The organism is Flavobacterium sp. RSSA_27 (assembly GCF_051547125.1).
GTDB lineage: Bacteria > Bacteroidota > Bacteroidia > Flavobacteriales > Flavobacteriaceae > Flavobacterium.
In genome coordinates, this window is record NZ_JBPTTN010000002.1 from 400,666 (window position 1) to 416,688 (window position 16,023).

Annotated in this window: 14 protein-coding genes; 9 read left to right on the forward strand and 5 right to left on the reverse strand. The window is 34.5% G+C overall.

Features of this window, described 5'->3' with window-relative positions; all coding sequences use genetic code 11:
• Positions 1-64: 64 nt before the first annotated feature.
• The 4 genes from gldG to ACSVH5_RS04585 all read right to left on the reverse strand — a co-directional run bounded on the left by gldG (position 65) and on the right by ACSVH5_RS04585 (position 3,714).
• On the reverse strand, positions 65-1,750 hold the full coding sequence (gene gldG, locus ACSVH5_RS04570) for a gliding motility-associated ABC transporter substrate-binding protein GldG (RefSeq protein ID WP_438060278.1): 1,686 nt from the start codon (positions 1,748-1,750) through the stop codon (positions 65-67).
• On the reverse strand, positions 1,750-2,475 hold the full coding sequence (gene gldF / locus ACSVH5_RS04575; protein WP_438060279.1) for a gliding motility-associated ABC transporter permease subunit GldF: 726 nt from the start codon (positions 2,473-2,475) through the stop codon (positions 1,750-1,752). The genes gldG and gldF overlap by 1 nt, the downstream gene beginning before the upstream one ends.
• 67 nt (positions 2,476-2,542) lie before the next feature.
• On the reverse strand, positions 2,543-2,839 hold the full coding sequence (locus ACSVH5_RS04580; RefSeq protein WP_438060280.1) for a putative quinol monooxygenase: 297 nt from the start codon (positions 2,837-2,839) through the stop codon (positions 2,543-2,545).
• Positions 2,840-2,886: 47 nt separating this feature from the next.
• The gene (locus tag ACSVH5_RS04585) at positions 2,887-3,714 is read right to left on the reverse strand and encodes an SAM hydrolase/SAM-dependent halogenase family protein (protein ID WP_438060281.1); all 828 of its coding nucleotides are present in this window, start codon (positions 3,712-3,714) and stop codon (positions 2,887-2,889) included.
• Between the two features lie 108 nt (positions 3,715-3,822).
• On the opposite strand from ACSVH5_RS04585, the gene ACSVH5_RS04590 reads away from it, so the two are divergent.
• The 6 genes from ACSVH5_RS04590 to ACSVH5_RS04615 all read left to right on the forward strand — a co-directional run bounded on the left by ACSVH5_RS04590 (position 3,823) and on the right by ACSVH5_RS04615 (position 10,766).
• On the forward strand, positions 3,823-4,776 hold the full coding sequence (locus ACSVH5_RS04590; RefSeq protein ID WP_438060282.1) for a PhoH family protein: 954 nt from the start codon (positions 3,823-3,825) through the stop codon (positions 4,774-4,776).
• Between the two features lie 99 nt (positions 4,777-4,875).
• Entirely contained in the window at positions 4,876-5,691 is an 816-nt protein-coding gene (locus tag ACSVH5_RS04595) for a Cof-type HAD-IIB family hydrolase (RefSeq protein WP_438060283.1), read from the forward strand.
• 67 nt (positions 5,692-5,758) lie between these two features.
• A complete protein-coding gene (locus ACSVH5_RS04600) occupies positions 5,759-8,116 on the forward strand; it encodes a S9 family peptidase (protein WP_438060284.1) in 2,358 nt (785 codons plus the stop codon).
• Between the two features lie 82 nt (positions 8,117-8,198).
• On the forward strand, positions 8,199-9,149 hold the full coding sequence (locus ACSVH5_RS04605) for a phosphoribosylaminoimidazolesuccinocarboxamide synthase (protein WP_438060285.1): 951 nt from the start codon (positions 8,199-8,201) through the stop codon (positions 9,147-9,149).
• 228 nt (positions 9,150-9,377) lie between these two features.
• Positions 9,378-10,085: a hypothetical protein gene (locus tag ACSVH5_RS04610; RefSeq protein WP_438060286.1), complete on the forward strand. Its 708-nt coding sequence runs from the start codon at positions 9,378-9,380 to the stop codon at positions 10,083-10,085.
• A 270-nt stretch (positions 10,086-10,355) separates the two neighbouring features.
• Positions 10,356-10,766 carry an ankyrin repeat domain-containing protein gene (locus ACSVH5_RS04615; protein WP_438060287.1) on the forward strand — a complete coding sequence of 137 codons (411 nt, stop codon included), beginning with the start codon at positions 10,356-10,358 and terminating at the stop codon, positions 10,764-10,766.
• Positions 10,767-10,987: 221 nt separating this feature from the next.
• Here the strand turns inward: ACSVH5_RS04615 and ACSVH5_RS04620 are convergent, their stop codons facing one another.
• Complete coding sequence (locus ACSVH5_RS04620; protein ID WP_438060288.1) at positions 10,988-12,340, reverse strand: M28 family metallopeptidase; 1,353 nt, start codon at positions 12,338-12,340, stop codon at positions 10,988-10,990.
• Between the two features lie 175 nt (positions 12,341-12,515).
• On the opposite strand from ACSVH5_RS04620, the gene ACSVH5_RS04625 reads away from it, so the two are divergent.
• From ACSVH5_RS04625 to ACSVH5_RS04635, 3 genes are all read left to right on the forward strand, one after another.
• Positions 12,516-13,370, forward strand: coding sequence for a CvfB family protein (locus tag ACSVH5_RS04625; RefSeq protein WP_438060289.1), 855 nt, complete (start codon positions 12,516-12,518; stop codon positions 13,368-13,370).
• Positions 13,371-14,098: 728 nt separating this feature from the next.
• Positions 14,099-14,929 (forward strand): 1,4-dihydroxy-2-naphthoyl-CoA synthase, encoded by an 831-nt coding sequence (locus ACSVH5_RS04630; protein WP_024982521.1) that lies wholly within the window; start codon positions 14,099-14,101, stop codon positions 14,927-14,929.
• A 112-nt stretch (positions 14,930-15,041) separates the two neighbouring features.
• Complete coding sequence (locus ACSVH5_RS04635; RefSeq protein ID WP_438060290.1) at positions 15,042-16,004, forward strand: 1,4-dihydroxy-2-naphthoate polyprenyltransferase; 963 nt, start codon at positions 15,042-15,044, stop codon at positions 16,002-16,004.
• Positions 16,005-16,023: the final 19 nt, after the last annotated feature.

The following is a 16,023-nucleotide window of genomic DNA, read 5'->3' on the forward strand; positions in this document are numbered from 1 at the left end:
GCTAGAATACCTGATTACAAATATATCTTAAACTAGTTTACATTTTTATTTTTTTTATTAACACTTAGCGGGCATATTTGCGCTTACGAAGATAAGTAAACAAGAGGCCAAAAACTCCTAAAATTAGAATTGGAAGCCCGATAGTTAGGCTTTGGATGAAGCTGTAATTGGCATATACTTTTTCTTTATCCAATAATGGTAGGTCTAAATCTTTACTTCTAATGTTAATAAGTCCACTATCGTCTAATAAGTAATTTACACTATTCATCAGAAAATCTTTATTATCGTAGAGATTTCCTGAGCGTTGATCGTAACCTAACTCTACAGGTAGTTGGTTTTTATCCAGTTGGTTGCGAAGGATATCGCCATCAGAGATGACAATCATTTTGGTAGGCTTACTAGTGGATTGAAAACTAGCTTGTTCAAAAGCTTTTATTCGATTCTCGAAAACAGAATGGAAGGAGCCTTCTAATAAAACCCCCATCGGAATAGCTCCAGTATTGGGATAGTCTGCTGGGCTTGTGCTTTCGGAGACCATAGATAAGTTAATGGCTGTTGGGGTTCCTATACGTTTAGAATAGGGAGACGATTGCAATAAAACCGTTTTTTTGATTTTGTTTTTGAGCGTGTCAATAGAGTTGGCAAAATCAAATTTGATGCCGCCTAAGTTTTTTACAATAGGATGCTTGCTTGTTGGGGTCACTAAAGGGGCATATTTCCAATTGAATTGTTGAAAGCGAGTGGCACTTCCCGGTTCTCCTGAAGCCAATTGTATCGGACTTCCTTGCTCGTCTTTTATAAGGTCAGGGTTGATACGTATACCATATTTAAAAAATAAATCATTCACATTCAAATCTCTTGGATAAGCAAGATTAGCTCCTGAAGGATTGTACAAACTATCCATCTCAGCCACTACTTGATCAACTAACCAAATGGTTTTCCCACCATGCATTACATATTGATCTAAAACTTGTTTTTCGCTTTCGCTAAATGCTTCTGTAGGTTTTGCAATCACGGCTAAATCATATTCTTTTAAGGCTTGCAAACTTCCATTTGGATTCGTTGCTACTGAATCCAGGGTAAAAGGAGCAATAAAATAACTGTCCCTAACTTGTAATAAAAATTTAGCAATAAAAGCTTCTTTTAATTCCCCGTTTCCTTTAATAATGGCTACTTTTTTCTGTTTGGCTTTGCTGATTTTATTGAATGCGTCAGAAAAGGAATATTCTAAATGCTGAACCGAACCAATCACTTTTTGAGTAGTAGAGGTTCCCATTTGGTTTTTAAGTAATGGAATCGAAACTTCCTTGTTGTCATAAGTGGCAATCGCCCATGGAAAAACCAATGCTTGGGATTGTTTTCCTTTGTCGTCAACGGTTATGTTAATGGGAGTTAAGCCTTTTTTGTACAAATCTTTAATCAAATCCATACTTTCTTCTTGATTTTCCATGGGATCCACAAATTCAAAAACAACATTGCTATTGTAAGCTTGAAATTCTTCTAGAATTTGTTTGGTCTCTTGTTGTAAACGCTTGAATTCTGCCGGTAACTCTCCTTGCATATAGACTTTTACTGCCAAAGGATTTTTAATTTCTTTCAGAATGTTTAATGAAGTAGCAGAAAGGGTGTATCTTTTGTCTTTTGTCAAATCAAAACGATAAAAGAAAAAAGAGCCTATTACTTGTAATGCAACTAGTACCAGAAAAATATATAGTAGCTGGGTAAGATTGTTTTTTTTAGAGGTCTTCATTACGCTTTAAAAGATTTTAAGTTAAAAACAGTAAAGGATAAAAATAAAATAGTAAGACTTATAAAATAAAGAATGTCCCGAGTATCCAAAACGCCTCGACTCATACTTTTAAAGTGATCTTGCATGCCAAAAATGGTGATATAAGAACTCCATCCTTGAAATACATTGGCCAATCCATCAAAACCAAAATAAAACACAAAACACAAAAATACAGCTATTATAAATGCTACAATTTGGTTCTCAGAAAGCGTAGAAGTATAAATGCCAATGGAGGTATAGCCGCCAATCAAGAAAAGAAGCCCAAAATAGGAGCCTATGGTGCTTCCCATATCAATATTACCTTCAGGAAAACCCAAACTCGAAATAAAATAAACATAGAGAAAAGTGGGTAAAATTGCTAAAACGATTAAAAACACCGCTCCAAAAAATTTACCACTTGCAATTTCCCAAATACTCAAGGGCTTGGTTACTAACAATTCTAAAGTACCTTGCTTTTTTTCGTCAGAAAAACTGCGCATGGTTACCGCTGGGATTAAGAAAAGTAAAATCCAAGGAGATACAGTAAAAAAAGGTGTCATATCTGCAAAGCCGGAATTGAGAATGTTATAATCGCCTTCAAATACCCATAAGAATAAACCATTGATGAGCAAAAACAAGGCAATTACTAAATAGCCCACAGGGGAGCCAAAAAAGGATTTTATTTCTCTAATTACGATTGATTTCATTTTTTAAAATTTTATTTCTAGGGTTAACATTGTAAGTAGGTATTGCTGTTGCTTCAAGCATGCAAATTTAAGCCAAACTTACTATTTTATCTACACTCCAAGCTTCGGGTTTGGCGTTGAATAATTTTTTGGTAAAAGTCCAAACCTCATTAAATAATGCTGATTGTCTATAGTTTTCTAAATCGTCCTCAGTTTCCCAATAACTATAGGTAAAAAAGACATTGGAATTGGTTTTGTCTTGATATAATTCTAATAAACGGTTACCAGGAGCATTTCTGATTTGTTGTTTCATCAATTCGAAATTTGCCAAAAAGGTAGCGCAATGTTCTGGATGAAAACTCAATTTTACGATTCGTACAAACATGTAGTTTTATATTTTTAAAGTATAGTGATTTCTTTATAGAACTTGCTTTATGAAAACTTGATCGTTATGGTGTCTCTATAATTCAATCCCAATAAACTATGTGCTGATCCAACTTTTGAGGGATTACTGCGATAAATGGCAATTTCTAAATACCCAGCTTCGTTAAAGAGTGCCAGTTTTTCTCCTTCGTAATATTTAATTGGGTATTTGTCTGAAACAGCAATTGCGGAATAATTAGAGACAATCGTTTTGATGCTTTTGGTTTTTAAAACAATTTCAAAAGCACGTCCTTTTGCAGCCTCAATAAATTGAGTTTTGCTAATATTGGTCACCACATTACCAAAATGATCGATGTAAATTACTGAACCAGTTAATTGTGTGCCTTGATCGTTTAAGGACACTTGCATTTCAGTTACTTCTTTAATGGATGGTATCTCTTTTCCAATTACATTGAGAAGTCCACCGTTAGCCAAATGACAGGCCACCTGAACAAAAACATCCAAATCGGTAGCACCATGATGCAAGCGGTCATGTATGTTGATGGCGACCATTTTTTGTGGGACCATTTTTTGACATAACATACTCAAAATACCATTATCGGCGGCAATAAAGTAATGGTCGTTCCATTGAATAGCTATGTGTTGATTCTCTTTGTTTAATTCGATATCTACACCAATCAAATGAACGGTTCCTTTTGGGAAATTAGCATAAGCAGCACTTAGGATGTAACTGGCTTCAACAATGTTAAATGGGTCAATATCATGTGAGATATCAACTATGGTTAGACCAGGATTTGTCGATACTATCTTACCCTTAAGAGCGCCTACAAAGTAGTCTTTTAAGCCGTAATCGGTAGTAAGAGTAATTATTGACATAATTTTGTTTATAACTATTTAGGGCAATACAAACCTATTTTGATTAAATTTGAGATATGCAAAGCTACTAATTTCAGCTATTATTTTTTAATTAAATACTACTCCATTTTGAACGAAAGAACCATTGAGTTAAACGACATCGCTCCAAAAGAGTTTTGGGGTGCTCAAGACACTCATCTTGAAATGATTAAAAAATATTATCCCAAGCTAAAAATAGTGGCTCGAGGGTCTACCTTAAAAGCTTTTGGAGAAAAAGAAGTCTTAGACGAATTTGAAAAACAATTCCAAAGACTGATGTTACATTTTACCCGATACAACAATATCGATTTGAATGTGATTGAAAGGGTCATTATGAATGATGCTCAAGACCATCGAAAAGTACTAGATTACGACAAAATTCTTGTACACGGAGTAGGAGGTAAGATCATCAAAGCCATGACGCCCAATCAGCAATTGTTGGTAGATACCTTGAACAAAAATGATATGGTTTTTGCTGTTGGTCCTGCTGGAACTGGAAAAACCTATACAGGAGTGGCAATGGCTGTAAAAGCGCTAAAAGAAAAACAAGTAAAAAAAATCATATTAACAAGGCCAGCAGTAGAAGCAGGTGAAAATTTGGGTTTTTTGCCTGGTGACATGAAAGAAAAGCTAGATCCATACATGCAACCTTTATACGATGCGCTTCGTGATATGTTACCCAATGAAAAATTAGAAGACTATATTTCCAAAGGAATTATCCAGATTGCACCTTTGGCATTCATGAGGGGACGAACCTTAGATCACGCTTTTGTTATTTTGGATGAAGCTCAAAACACCACACACTCCCAAATGAAAATGTTCCTGACTCGTATGGGAAAATGTGCAAAATTCATGATTACAGGCGATCCAGGACAAGTAGATTTACCCAGAAGAACCATCTCAGGACTTAAAGAAGCTTTATTGGTTCTCAAGGATATAGAAGGCATTGGAATTATTTATTTAGATGATAAAGATATTGTGCGTCATCGCTTGGTTAAAAAAGTAATCGATGCGTACAAACAGATTGAAAACAATGATTATTAACTTTTAAATTTAGTTAGGCAAGCGAAAAGAATTAGCCCGTTTCAAGCTTTTCTTTTCGCTTTGTTATTTATTCAAAGAAAGGAAGTCGAGGGATTTATAATGAAGAATATACACTCAAACATCAAAGTAATTGTTTCGGATTTAGATGGGACCTTACTCAATTCGAATCACCAAATCACTGCAGCAACCAAAGCCATTTTCCAACAGCTATATCAAAAGGGGTACATCATAATCATTGCAACAGGCAGACATCATATAGATGCTCAAGCTATTATCAAAGAATTTGAAATTCCTTTATATTTAGTAACTTCAAATGGGGCAAGAATTCATTCCCCAAATCAGGAACTTTTATTTGCTTATGATATCAAAAACGAAATTGTAGCTTCAGTTTTTCAATTAAATATTGATCCTTCCATTACTGCTGTTCTTTTCAAAGAAAATGTCTGGTTAACCTCCAAAACAAATACTACAATCAATAGTTTTCAGCGTGATTTGTCCTATCCTCCAAAAGTGGTTGATTTTGGTATGCTTTCCGATTATAGTGCTATAAAGCTTTTTTTTACGCATGAAAGTCATCAAGTGTTACTTGATTTGAAAGATCAAATTTTGGAAACTCATTCTGATTTTCTTTGTCATGCTTTTAGTTTGCCTTTTTGTTTGGAGTTTATGGATAAGTCAGTTGATAAAAGTATCGCCATTGAAAGCATCTTAAATAAAGAAGGTTTTACCTTTGAAAACGCTATAGCCTTTGGAGACGGATTTAATGATGAAAGAATGTTAGATGCAGTAGCTAAAGGTTTGATTATGCAAAATGCTCCAGATGCATTAAAAAACAAACTACAACATCTGGAAGTAATAGCTTCTAATAATGATAATGCGGTTGCAAATTATATTAAACAACATATTTTAATATAATTTGATCATTATAAATTCACTATCTAAATTTTAATTCATACTATTAATTTGCTAAATACAATTCAGAATGATAAAAAAAACACTAGTCACTTTTGGTTTATTTGCCACTTTTTTTGTTCAAGCACAACAGCTTAAATTAGAAGAAATCATGAAAGGAAATGATTTCATAGGTTGGCAACCTGAAAATCCACGTTGGTCTGCAGACGGACAAAAAGTATTTTTTGAATGGAATCCCAACAAAGAATGGGGAGCAAGTACGTATTTCTGGCAAAAAGGCGCTACATCACCAAAATTAGCCACACCCGAAGAAGCCGCTTTCTCTAGATATACTATCAAAATCAACAAGAGTGGTACTATAGGATATTATAGTAATAAAGGGGCTATTTTTTCTTATACTATAAAAGACAAAGTAATCAAAAAACTATATGCTAGTAATGCATCAATTGCTAATTTAGAATTAGGAAGTAAGGATGGTGTTTTGTTTTTTGAACAAAATGATAATTTGATGCAGTTCGATACTAAAGCAGGAACGTTACTTCAGGTGACTAATTTCAAAAAAGGTACTTCAAAACCTAAAAAGGAGGATGAAAAATCATTTTTGAAAACGCAACAAACAGAATTGTTTCAATTCATTAGAGATCAAGAAGCCAAAAAGAAATGGAATGCAGATCGATCCAAAGCCATTAAGTCAGATTTTCCTAAAGAATATTTATACGGAGAAGATGATTTGGGAGCTTTCAAGATGAGTCCTGATGGAAGGTTTGCTACGTTTAGACTCACACAAGAAGCAAAAAATAAAAGCGAAAAAATGGAAGTTTTTATAACTGCTGATGGATACAACCAATCGCCTGATACCAAAGAGAAAGTGTCAGTCAAAAACTTAGTAAATTCTAAAATGGGAATTTATAATGTAGCCAAAGACACGGTTTACATGATTAATTTTTCTAAATTATCTAGCATTAAAGAACAACCAGAATATTATGCATTATATGATAATTTAAAATCGAAAGAGAAAGAAGAGAAACTAATTGTTGCTCAAGATCCCGTCTATAATGAAACAGGTTCTTATGCAGTGGTAGAGATTAGAAGCCAAGATAATAAAGATCGTTGGTTGGTGAATCTCAATTTAGAAAAAGGAACTTTCGAAGAAATTGAACATCAACACGACGAGGCTTGGATTGGTGGACCAGGGATTCCCTCGTATTCCTTTGGCTCCGGTAATTTAGGTTTCTTGTATGATAATGAAACTATTTATTTTCAATCAGAAGCTACAGGTTTTTCTCATTTATATACCTATAATTTAAAAACAAAAAAGAAAACACAGTTAACCAATGGGAAATGGGAAGTTCGTGACGTTACTTTATCAAAAGATAAAAAAACATTCTATTTGTCAACCAATACTACCCACCCTGGCAATCGTGAGTTTTATAAGTTGAATGTTAGTGGTGGAGTATTACAGCCAATATTAACTGCGGATGGTGCACATGAAGTGAGTATATCGCCAGATGAAACAACACTATTAGTTCGATATTCGTATAAAGACAAACCATGGGAATTGTACGTTGCTACTAATGAAAAAAATGCAAAGCTTAGTCCTATTACAAGTTCTACCTCCGAAGCTTTCAAAAGCTACAAATGGAGAAAACCAGAAGTGATTACCTATAAAGCACAAGACGGCGCCACTGTTTATGCAAGATTGTACCAGCCTGAAGCCACTAAAGCCAATACGGCTGCGGTAATTTTTGTTCATGGTGCGGGCTATTTACAAAACGCTCACAACTATTGGAGTAATTATCATAGAGAATACATGTTCCATAATTTGTTGACCGATCTAGGCTATACCGTTTTGGATATTGATTACAGAGGAAGTGATGGCTATGGAAGAGAAGTAAGAACTGGCATTTATCGTTTCATGGGAGGAAAAGACCTTTCAGATCATGTGGATGGAAAAAAAGTATTGGTAGAAAAATACGGTATTGATCCGAATAGAGTAGGGATTTATGGCGGATCTTATGGTGGATTTATTACTTTGATGGCGATGCTAACCACTCCAAAAGAGTTTGCTTCAGGAGCAGCCCTACGTTCGGTAACCGATTGGGCACATTACAATCATGGGTATACGGGTAATATTTTAAATTTCCCTGAAACGGATCCTGTCGCTTTTCAAAAAAGTTCCCCTATTTATTATGCAGATAAGTTAGAAGGTAATTTATTGATGCTACACGGAATGGTAGATGATAATGTTGAATACAAAGATATTGTTCGAATTTCGCAACGATTTATCGAACTAGGGAAGAAAAATTGGAGCTTGGCTTCGTTCCCTGTAGAAGCCCATGGTTTTAGAGAAACCTATTCATGGGTAGACGAATACAGCAGAATTTTGCAATTGTTCGAATCAACTATCGGAAAAAAAGAGCGTAAGTAAATTATACCAACGCTTTTCTTTGCTTGCTCCTAGAAATAGTTTTAAATTTGCGTTCTTTAAAAAAAAACACACAACATATACAATGAGTACAACAATTACTACAACCAATTTTAATTTTCCAAATCAAAAATCCGTGTATCGCGGTAAAGTTCGTGAGGTCTACAACATCAATGATGAACTTTTGGTGATGGTGGCTACTGATAGACTATCCGCTTTTGATGTAGTTTTGCCAAAGGGAATTCCTTATAAAGGGCAAATTCTAAATCAAATTGCAACCAAGTTTATGGAATTGACAAAGGATATTGTTCCAAATTGGTTAGTGGCTACACCAGATCCAAGTGTGGCTGTGGGGCATTTGTGTACTCCTTTCAAAGTAGAAATGGTAATTCGTGGGTACCTTTCAGGACATGCAGCTCGTGAATATGCAGCTGGTAAAAGAACGCTTTGTGGAGTTACAATGCCTGAAGGCTTAAAAGAAAATGATAAATTTCCGGAGCCAATTATTACTCCTACCACCAAAGCAGATAATGGTGAACATGATGCTGATATTTCTAGAGAAGCTATTTTGTCGAACGGTATTGTGACTGAGGAAGATTATGTAGTACTTGAAAAGTATACTCGTGCTTTGTTTCAAAGAGGTACTGAAATTGCTGCGAGCCGTGGTTTGATTTTAGTAGACACTAAATATGAATTTGGTAAAACCAAAGACGGACAAATTGTTTTAATCGATGAAATTCATACCCCAGATTCGTCTCGCTATTTTTATTCAGAAGGATATCAAGAGCGTCAAGATAAAGGAGAAGAGCAAAAACAGTTGTCAAAAGAGTTTGTACGCCGATGGTTGATTGAAAATGGATTCCAAGGTAAAGAAGGACAACAAATTCCAGAAATGACAGATGAATATATTGAATCAGTTTCTGATCGCTACATCGAATTGTATGAAAATATCATTGGTGAGAAGTTTGTTAAAGCGGATATCAGTAACATAAATGAGCGTATTGAATCTAATGTCTTGAGATATTTGAATCGCTAGTTGCAGTTTTAATTATAAAAATCACGCCCCTTACTTTGTTGTATGGGGCTTTTTTTTATTTTGGAGTTGGGTAAAAAGTTGGTTTTAAAAGGGTTAATAAATTTATTTTGTTAATTATTTGTTAAAAATAAGTACTATGTAAAACAAGATACTGTTTAAAAGATATATATTTGCATAGGATATTATTATTTAAAACAACAAATCACAAAAACTAAAAAAAATAAAATCATGAAAGCATCAATCATTTACACAGTAGCAGTATCAGTTGTAGTAATTTCAACTTTAGAAATTCGTTTGGACAACAATAATTTTGGTAAAATTAGAAGTGGACAAGCCCTTAAAAAAAATTCAATTGTCAAAACCAATGTAAACCAAAAGGCAACAATAGAGTATTCAAAAGCTCAATTAGCACAAACCAATTCAGATGACAAAAACAAAGGGACTTTAGCGCTAGCAAAACCAGTACTTGTTTTAGAAGAAACACCTGCTGTTTATACTTTGGCCACAATCAATGAAAAACGTTGGTCTTCTGATAGTGCCATCATTGAAGAAAATGAAAATGAGGAAACACAAACTTTGGATACTAATGAATTCAATACTTTTTTAGCCACTGAAGAAGCATTTGAACTACCTGTTTTTCCCAATAAAGAGGTTTCTGTTGAAGCTGTTGCACGTCAAGAGAACGCAATAATTGAAGAAGCCGATGTGAATGAAACAAAAGCATTAGATTTTAATTGGATCAATACCTTGACTATGTTTGATGAAGTTGTCGCTGTCCCTGCTCGCTCAACTACAGACAGTATCTTGAATTTTAGTATAGTTGGAGAGGATAGTGCTTTGGAAGAACAGCCCCTAGATTTTAAATGGATTGAAACTTTACAAATGTTTGATGAACCAATAATGATTCCACAGCATTTTTTAAGTGATAATAAATAAGTTAAACTTATACTTAATAATTATAAGTAGTAATCGCAACAATAAGGTAAAAGTAAAATAAAAGTTAATTTATGAAAATGATGTAACATTAACTATTGGATAACGTCTATACTTGTAAGTTGGTTTAATTTTGAGTAACTAAAAATCAGTTAGTTAAGTCATAAGTTAATTAATAGTTAATAAATAGTACCTTGTAATACAAGTATATAAAAAACACTTACTTTTGAATAGAGTTTTAATCATCAATCAATAATCAAAAACACAATCATCATGAAAAAATCAATCATTTACTTAGGATTAGTAGTTGTTTTATCAGGTTTTGCTACTACTGTAGAAGCGGCAAATAGTAAAACAGTAACAACACATGAAAACAGAGTTCCAGATTATGGAGAAGCAACACCTTTGCATGTAGCTATCTATAAAGGAGATTTGGAATTTATCAAAAAATTAATCGCCTTTGGAGCTGATGTTAATGAAAAATCATATGGTTTAACCCCATTAATGATTGCAGCGCGCTACAATAAAGTCGAAATCATGAAATTGCTAATTGCCAAAGGAGCAAAAGTGGAAGAAAAAACAAGTTTTGGTGCAGATGCATTACAATATGCTCATTTATCGAATGCAAAAGAAGCTTATGTTTTTCTTCAATTGAATAAAGAAAATGCTTTGGCTCAGCGTTAATAGCATCAATCATCAATCAAAAAAAGAAGCGGTCTAAACAGGCCGCTTCTTTGCTTTTACTTATAATCGACCAATGATTTTAACTGATGACACTTGCAACCAGAAAAAGTACGATTAAAACAATTGCTACTACTTTTACGTATTTTGAATTTCTCATGATGTATTTTTTAAGATTCCAAAAATATAGATTCTTTTTGATTTTGAACTATGCTACTATATTTTTAACGAATTGGAATTGGAAAAACGGGTAGACTGGCATGCCCTAAAGCGTCTACAGTTTGTACTGCGAAGAAGTAATTATCTTTTGAATACGGAATTTCGACTTTGGTATCTTTAACAAAAATTGCTTTTTGCCAATGGGAAGCGCTTGTTTCTCGAATCAGTATAGTATATCCATATACAGGTTTCTCTTGGGGGGCTTGCCAAACTAATACAGAGGAATTGGTTAATTCTTTGACTTCAATTCCAACATTTTTTGGGGCTTTGGGTGACCAAGCTAAGTTGCTGAAAGTAGCCAAATTAGAGCAAGTTACTTTACGCATGTATTCAAAGTCCATGAACTCTGGTAAATCACCATATTGGATGTTGTTTTCTTTGCGAACGTTTTGATGCTGATGGTCATAGTTTTCATTCATTTCACAAAAGCGAATCGCTGTAAAGCCGTTTTGGCTAAAGGGCGTATGATCTCCACCTCTTAAAAAGCGATCATTTCTATATACCAATTGAATGTCCAGTTGGGGTACGTATTGATTGGTTACCGTTTTGATGTAACGAGCCAATTGTCGGGACGGACTATCATTGTCGCGGTTGGTAGCTTTTCTCATTTTGGCTTCAGCTTCAGTTTCGGTATAAGGAATCGTTTCGCTAAATACGCGCACTTGGGTGTTGTCGCGCAGTTGGGTGCCACTTGATAAGCTATTGCCAATCATATCATTGTTAAGCATTGCGATGAGGTTCCATTTTTGCTCTTTGGCCATATCGGCCAAATGTTTTGCTCCATACAATCCTTGTTCTTCTCCAACTACCGCAACAAATATAAGGGTAAAAGGAAATTCTCGTTGACTCATAATTCTGGCCAATTCCATCACACAAGCCACTCCAGAACCATCATCATTGGCACCTGGCGCATCCGATTTGGCATCCATTACGTCAGAAGCACGAGAATCCAAATGGCCACTAATTATTAGTACACGATCATCGGTTGGATCAGTTCCTTTTAACGTTGCCATAACGTTACCTAGTTCGCTATCCACAGCGATTCGTTTCCCATCGGCTTTGATGGTGAAATAGTCAATTTTGGAGGTCAATCGTCCATTGGAAGCCAAGGCATATTTGTCAAATTCTGATTTTACCCAACGTTGAGCAGCACCTATTCCGCGGGTATTACTTTTAGTATCGCTTAAAGTATGACGCGTACCAAAAGAAACTAATTTTTTTACAATGGCCTCAAGATTTTCTGTTTTGACCTCCGTCACCATTTTGGTTATTTCTGGATCATAAGTGGTGTTTTGTGCCTGTAAATTTGGAGTTAGAACTAGCAAAAAAATAAGGTAAAATAAAGTAGTTGATTTCATATGGTTGTGTTTGGTTTCTTCAAATGTAAACAAATAAAAATTTTTTTGCTCTTTTGAAATTGAGATTAACATTTGTGTAAACAGTAGCTTCTTCTTATAGATTGAAGAAACTCAACGCTTAGCTCTAGAATAAAGTAAAGTCTTCGTACCTTTGCGCTTCAGAAATTATAAGAAAATGATTCAAATAGGAAAATACAATACCCTAACCATTTTAAGAGATACCAAAGTAGGTTTGTTTTTAGGTAATCCAGAACAAGATCCAGAAGGAATACACGATATTCTTTTACCAAATAAATATGTTCCAAACGAATTTGAAATTGGTGAGGAATTGATTGTTTTTGTGTATTTAGACCATGAACAAAGACCTGTTGCTACGACTTTAGAACCTTATATTTTATTGAATGAATTTGCTTTGTTAAGAGTCAACTACATCAATCAAGTAGGGGCTTTTATGGATTGGGGAATGGAAAAAGATATTTTGGTTCCTTTCAAAGAGCAAGCGCGTCCTATGGAAAAAGGAAAACGCTATTTGGTGTATTTATACATGGATGAAAAAACGAATCGTTTGGTTGCATCTAGTAAAACCAATCAGTTTTTGAGTAATGATGTGCTTACTGTTGAAAAAGGAGAAGAAGTAGATTTAATAGTTTCGCATATTACTGAAATTGGGATTAATGTAATCATTAACGAAAAGCATAAAGGATTACTCTATAAAGATGAAGTGTACGATGACGCTATTCGAACTGGGGACAGAATGCGAGGCTACATCAAAAATATTCGTCCTGATCATAAGATTGATGTTTCGTTGCAAATTCAAGGCTATCAAAGCATTGAACCTAATGCTGAAAAGATTTTAAATGAATTGAGAGCCAGTCGCGGCTTTTTGCGATTGAACGATAATTCACATCCCGAAGACATTAAAACGGTTTTGAAGATGAGTAAAAAAACATTCAAAAAAGCTATTGGTGCTTTGTACAGAGATAAAGTAATTGAAATCAAAGAAGACGGAATATATTTAGTGCAAGACTAATCCAAAAAGCTAAAGATAAAAAAAAGGCTAATCGATATACGGTTAGCCTTTTCTCTTTTGATGACTTACAGCCTTCAAAAGCTTTTTCATTCTCAAGGTGTATGTATCACTTGCAAAACAACAGTCGAGTAATTTGTACTGAACTGCCTAAATTAGATTAACTTAAGTGTAAAATACCTTTATTGAATGTTTTTGTCTTTAAATGGAATATTCGATTGATTCAAAAACAGAAGTAACCTTGCAATAAAACCATTGGTGCTTTTATATATTTTAAGTTTTCAATTTCAGTTTTAATTTCCTTACATCTTATAGGAACTGCATTGAGAAGACTCGTTTTTACCGTAGGTGCTACTATTATATTCTTGTTTTTTTAGCTAAAGGAACATCCATTTGCTCATTTCTATTTGAAGTAGATTTCACTATCGTTTCCATCAAAAAATGAGCGACATTTTTTTTAAATAATTTCAAAAGTTTTCATTTTTTAAGGTTAATAATTCAGTGAAAAAATCCATGCTAATCTTAAACTCAAAAAAAGAAGTACAACGCTGATTAGCAATGATTAAAAGTACTGATTTTTTTAGTTCCTATTTGTTAAAAAATTGAATTTCTGCCCAATTTTAACACTTCAAAAAGATTCGTCAGATTAGGATTATCAAAGCTTATTCAATAAGAATAGTTTAAAATAGAAAAATGCTTTATTTTTACACTAAAATTTAAAATTGTAACTAATGGAATGGATTACCGCTAGAGAATTTGAAGATATCACGTATAAAAAATGCAATGGTGTGGCTAGAATAGCATTCAACAGACCCAATGTTCGCAACGCTTTCAGACCCAAAACAACTTCCGAATTATACCAAGCCTTTTATGATGCTCAAGAAGATACTTCTATTGGAGTAGTTTTGTTATCTGCCGAAGGGCCATCTACCAAAGATGGAGTGTATTCGTTTTGCAGTGGAGGAGACCAAAATGCAAGAGGCCATCAAGGCTATGTGGGCGATGATGGTCAACATCGTTTAAACATTCTAGAAGTGCAACGTCTAATTCGTTTTATGCCAAAAGTTGTCATTGCGGTAGTACCAGGATGGGCTGTTGGTGGTGGACACAGTTTGCACGTAGTTTGCGATATGACGTTAGCTAGTAAAGAGCATGCTATTTTTAAACAAACGGATGCCGATGTAACCAGTTTTGATGGTGGTTATGGTTCAGCGTACTTGGCCAAAATGGTAGGACAGAAAAAAGCCCGTGAAATATTCTTTTTAGGACGCAATTATTCTGCCCAAGAAGCTTTTGAAATGGGAATGGTCAATGCTGTAATTCCTCACGACGAATTAGAAGAAACCGCTTATCAATGGGCACAGGAGGTATTGGCAAAATCACCAATGGCAATCAAAATGCTAAAATTTGCTATGAATCTAACCGATGATGGTATGGTGGGACAACAAGTATTTGCGGGAGAAGCCACTCGTTTAGCCTATATGACCGAAGAAGCTAAAGAAGGTAGAAATGCATTCCTAGAAAAACGCAAACCTAACTTCGAAAAGAAATGGTTGCCTTAATTTAAAGGTAGAGGTTAGAACGTAGAAGTCGGAAGATTAATTCACACTATTTCTAACCTCTAAATTCTAACTTCTAACTTCAAATCTCTAATTTCTAACTTCCAACTTTAAAATGAAACACTGGATTCAAGCCGCACGATTAAGAACTTTGCCATTATCCGTTTCGGGAATAATTGTAGGTAGCATGTATGCTTTATCGCATCCAACAGATTATGTTTTAACACCTACAGAAGTGTTCAATTGGTCTATTTTAGGCTTTGCTTTACTTACCACTTTGGGATTACAAGTGTTGTCTAATTTTGCTAACGATTATGGAGATGGCGTCAAAGGCACCGACAACGAAGATAGAATTGGCCCCAAACGCGCGATTCAAAGCGGAGTGATTTCTGCCCCAGCGATGAAGCGTGCTATAATCATCACTTCAATACTAACGCTTTTATCAGCGATCACCTTAATTTACATTGCTTTTGGCGATACCAATTTTATGTATTCCTTGTTCTATTTAGTACTTGGGGTTTTGGCTATTGCTTCCGCGATTCGTTATACCGTTGGTAAATCTGCTTATGGATACCGTGGTTATGGCGATATTTTCGTATTTGTTTTCTTTGGCTTGGTCAGTACACTTGGAGTTAATTTTTTATATTCTAAGCAGTTGGATTTCGATTTGTTTTTGCCAGCCATTGGTATTGGTTTATTGAGTGTTGCAGTCCTTAATTTAAACAATATGAGAGATGAAGCCTCAGATAAAAAAGCTGGGAAAAACACACTTGTGGTTAAAATGGGAACCGAGAAAGCCAAAAAGTATCATTTTTTCTTAATCAGTACGGCAATGGTTGTCTTTTTTATTTTTGCTTTACTAAACAATTTTACTTTCGATCAATTTTTGTTTTTACTTGCTTATATACCCTTAGTAAAGCATCTTCAAACAGTGAAAAGAAATACCAACCCCAAAGAATTAGATCCTGAATTGAAAAAGGTAGCCTTAAGTACGTTTTTACTTTCTGTACTTTTTTCATTGTGTATGATTTATTTCTTTTCTGACGTTATCGTGAATACTTTTATGGGTGGCCGATAAAAGGCTTCTTTCAATCTTT